The sequence below is a fragment of the Streptomyces atratus genome (assembly GCF_014648655.1).
Taxonomy (GTDB): Bacteria; Actinomycetota; Actinomycetes; order Streptomycetales; family Streptomycetaceae; genus Streptomyces; species Streptomyces atratus.
Genome location: NZ_BMRN01000128.1, coordinates 1 through 4405 on the forward strand (window position 1 = coordinate 1; position 4405 = coordinate 4405).

The window sequence follows — 4405 nt, forward strand, 5'->3', positions numbered from 1 at the left end:
GTTCGAACAGGTCAGCAGCGGCGGTGACGAAGCCGCGCACCCCGGCCGGGTGACCGTCGTCGTCGAACGCCTCACCCACGATGACGTCCAGGTCGAACTTGGCCTTGGAGGCGCCGGTGGTCAGGGCCCGTGCGCCGAGGCCGGGCAGTTCGAGGACGGCCTCGGAGGTGTTCTGGAGGGTGAGCATGACCTGGAAGAGGGCGTGCCGAGCCATGGAGCGGCTCGGCGCGAGTTCCTCGACGAGTCGCTCGAAGGGCACGTCCTGGTGGGCGAAGGCCGCCAGGCTCCGCTCCCGTACGCGGCCGAGGACCTCCCGGAACGTCGGGTCGCCGCTCAGGTCCGTGCGCAGCACCAGGGTGTTGACGAAGGAGCCGATCAGGTCGTCGAGCGCCTCGTCGGTGCGCCCGGCGTTGGGCGAGCCGATGGGGATGTCGGTCCCCGCGCCCAGGCGGGACAGCAGCATGGACAGTGCCGCCTGGAGGACCATGAACGCGGTGACGCCCTCGGCGCGGGCCACGTCCACGAGTCTTGCGTGCACCTGGGCCGGGATGTCGACCGGGACGCTGTGGCCCCGGTGCGAGGCGTTGGCCGGGCGGGTGTGGTCGAAGGGCAGCTCCAGCTCCTCCGGGGATCCCTCCAACGCGCTTCGCCAGTATGCGACCTGGCGGCCCAGCATGCTCTCGGGGTCGCGCTCGTCGCCGAGCAGCTCGCGCTGCCACAGCGCGTAGTCGGCGTACTGGACCGGCAGCGGCTCCCAGGCCGGCGCCCGGCCCTCGCGGCGGGCCGCGTAGGCGACCGACACGTCCCGGGCCAGCGGTCCGGTGGACCAGCCGTCGGTGGCGATGTGGTGCACGACCACGACGAGGATGTGATCCTCAGGCGCCAGCTCGAACAGCGTGGCGCGCACGGGCACTTCGGAGGCGAGGTCGAAGACGTGCTCCGCCGCCCCGGCGAGCGCGGCCGCCAGGTCCTCCTCGGTGACCCGCGCCACCTCCGGCTCCCACGCCAGCTCGTCGAGGCCGACGACCTGCTGGTACGGCTGGCCGTCGGCGACCGGGAACAGGGTGCGCAGCACTTCGTGCCGCCCGATCACGTCCCGCAGGGCCGTGATGAGTGCCGCGCGGTCCAGGGCGCCGGTCAGCCGCAGCCCCATCGGGATGTTGTAGGTGGAGCTGGGGCCCTCCAGCTGACCGATGAACCACAGGCGGCGCTGGGCGAAGGAGAGCGGGGTGCGGGCCGGCCGCTCCATCGGGGTCAGGGCGGTCTGGGCCGCTCCGGCGCCGGTGAGCCGGGCGGCGAGCGCGGCGACGGTCGGGGCCTCGAACAGGGTGCGCAGCGGCACCTCCACGCCGAGCACGGTGCGCACCCGGCTGATGAGCCGGACCGCGAGCAGGGAGTGGCCGCCGTACGCGAAGAAGTCGTCGTCGACGCCGATCGAGGGCACGCCGAGAACCTGCGCGAACACCCCGCAGAGGATCTCCTCCTGAAGGGTGGCCGGGCCGCGCGCGGCGCCCCCGCCGTCGGCGTACGCCGGGGCGGGCAGGGCTCTGCGGTCCAGCTTGCCGTTGGCGGTCAGGGGCAGCTCGTCGAGGACGGTGACGGCGGCCGGGACCATGTGGGCGGGCAGCTGGTCCGCTGCGAACTCAACCACGTCGGCGGCCAGTTCGGGGGTCTTCTCCCCCGCCGGGACGACGTAGGCGACCAGGCGCTTGTCGCCGGGCGCGTCCTCGCGGACGACGACGGCGGCCCGGTCGACGCCCGGGTGGGTGACGACGACGGACTGGACCTCGCCCAGTTCGATGCGGAAGCCACGCACCTTGACCTGCTCGTCGACGCGGCCCAGGTACTCCAGCTGGCCGTCCGCGCTCCAGCTCACCAGGTCGCCGGTGCGGTAGAGCCGGTCGCCGGTGCGGGAGAACGGGTCGGCGACGAACCGCTCGCCGGTAAGACCCGGTCGGCCCAGGTAGCCGCGGGCCAGGCCGGCGCCGGCGACGTACAGCTCACCGGCGACGCCCACCGGGACGGGTGAGAGCGAGCCGTCCAGGACGTACGTGCGGGTGTTGCCGATGGGCGTGCCGATCGGGACGTCCGTGACGCCCGGCTCGCAGCGCCACACGGTGGCGTCGACGGTGGTCTCGGTCGGGCCGTACGTGTTGTACATGGTCCGGCCGCGCGCCCAGCGCTCGATCAGCTCGGGCGAGGACGCCTCGCCGCCGACCTCCAGGACGACGTCCGCGTCGATCGACCCGTCCTCCAGGCCCGCCAGGACGGCAGGCGGCAGCGTCGCGTGCGTGATGGCCTGCTCGGCGAGGAACGCCGCCAGGTCCGCGCCCAGACGGCGGTGGGCCGGGACGACCACCAGGGTCGCGCCGCAGGTGAGGGCCAGCGACCACTCCAGGCAGAAGATGTCGAAGCTCACCGAGGCGAACTGCGCCACCCGCGAGCCCGGACCGGCCTCGAAGCGGGCGAGGCCCGCGATCGTGTTGGCGAACCCGGCGTGGGTGAGGACGACGCCCTTGGGGCGGCCGGTCGAGCCCGAGGTGTAGATGACGTACGCGGGGTGCTCGGGCCGGATCGGCGTGCCCAGCGGGCCGTCCGCCAGGCCTTCGGGTTCTGTCTCGTCCAGGACGACGAGCTGCGCGTTCGACGGCGGTACGGCCGCGACCGTGCCCGTGGAGGCGATGACCGCCGCGGGAGCGGCGTCGCCGAACATGTACGCGATGCGCTCCGCCGGGTAGTCCAGGTCGACGGGCAGATAGGCGCCGCCCGCCTTGAGTACGGCGAGCACCGCCGTGACCAGGTCGGCGCCGCGCTCCAGGCAGAGCGCCACGACCGACTCGGGGCCGACGCCCCGGTCCACGAGGTGGCGCGCCAACCGGTTGGCGCGGGCGTCCAGTTGAGCGTACGTCACCTCGGCTCCGTCGGCGACGAGGGCGACCTCGTCCGGGGTGCGGGCCGCGTGGGCCTCGAAGAGTGCGACCGCGGTGGCGTCGGGGACCTCGGCCGCGGTGTCGTTCCACGCGCCAAGCACCTGGCGCAGCCCGGTCTCGTCCAGGACCTGGACGGAGCTGAGCGGCACGTCCTGGCCGTGGTCGAGGGACGCTTCGAGCGCGGCCACCAGGTTGTGCGCGGCGGTGCGCATCAGGCCGCCGACCATGCGCGAGTCGACCGGGGCGACCGCGTCGACGGCCAGCTTGATGCCGTCGCCGTGGTCGTCGACGGAGAGCGCGAGTGGGAAGTTGTCGCGCTCCTCGGCGAACCGCAGTGTGATGCCCGCCAGTTCGCCGCGCGGCGCGGTGCCGTCGGACTGGTCGGTGTGGTGGCGGTAGTTGAACAGGGCGGTGAACAGGGGGGTGTCGCCGGTGACGCCGCTGGCGCGCTGGGCCACGGCAAGCGGTGCGTGCTCGTGCTCCAGGAGCCGGGCGAGCTGGTCGCGCATGGCGGAGACCGCGCCGAGGGCGCCGAAGGCGTCCGTGCGGACGCGGACGGGCAGCGTGTTCATGTACGGGCCGGGCACCCGGTCGGCGCCTTCGCCCGCGTTCATGCGGCCGAACAGGACGGTGCCGAAGACCACGTCCGTACGGCCGGACACCGCCGCCAGGACCCGGGCCCAGGCGACGTGCAGCAGGGTCGCCGGGCTGGCGCCCAGGCGTCGGGAGACCTCGCGCAGGCGCCGGGTCAACTCGTTGGCGAACGGCACCACTTCGCGTACGGAGGTGCCGCCGTTGCCCCGGATCTCCGCGAGCCCGAACGGGGTCGTGGGCTCGGTGACGTCGCCGAGCAGGTCGGCGAAGTAGCGCTCGTGCCCGGCGCGGGTGCCCGCGCCGCGTGTCCGGGCGACGAGGGTGCGGAACGGCAGCGGCTCGGGCAGCTCCCGGCCGCGCCCGGCCAGGATTGTCTGGACCTCGTTGAAGACGATCTCCAGGGCGGTGTGGTCGCGCACCACGTGGTGCGCCCGCAGCAGGCCCAGCCAGCGGCCGGTGCCGCCGGGCACGGCCGCGACGTGCAGGCCGAGCAGCGGCGCCCGGTCCAGGGCCATCGACAGACCGCCTGCCGCGAGCAACTGCTCGACCGGGTCGCCGCCCTCGGGGTCGAGGGTGACGTCGGTGACGGGCAGGGTGGCGTGGCGCCACACGACCTGGACCGGCTCGCGCAGGCCTTCCCACACGATGGAGGTGCGGTAGATGTCGTGGCGGTCCACGACCTGGTGCAGGGCGTCCGTGAACGCGTCGAGCCGCGCCCGCGAGTCGAACTCCAGGACCGTGGGGAGCACATAGGCGTCGTCCCCGCCCTCCGACAGGAGGTGGTGGAAGAGGAGGCCTTCCTGGAGGGGGGCGAGCGGGTAGACGTCGGCGATGTTGGCCGCGCCGCCGTCGACGGTGGCGACGACCGCCGCCAGTTCGTC

Annotated in this window: 1 protein-coding gene; it reads right to left on the minus strand. The window is 73.8% G+C overall.

Annotated elements, in window-relative coordinates:
* The coding region (locus IEZ15_RS43450; RefSeq protein WP_189282446.1) for a non-ribosomal peptide synthetase at positions 1-4405 on the minus strand (4405 nt) is incomplete at both ends.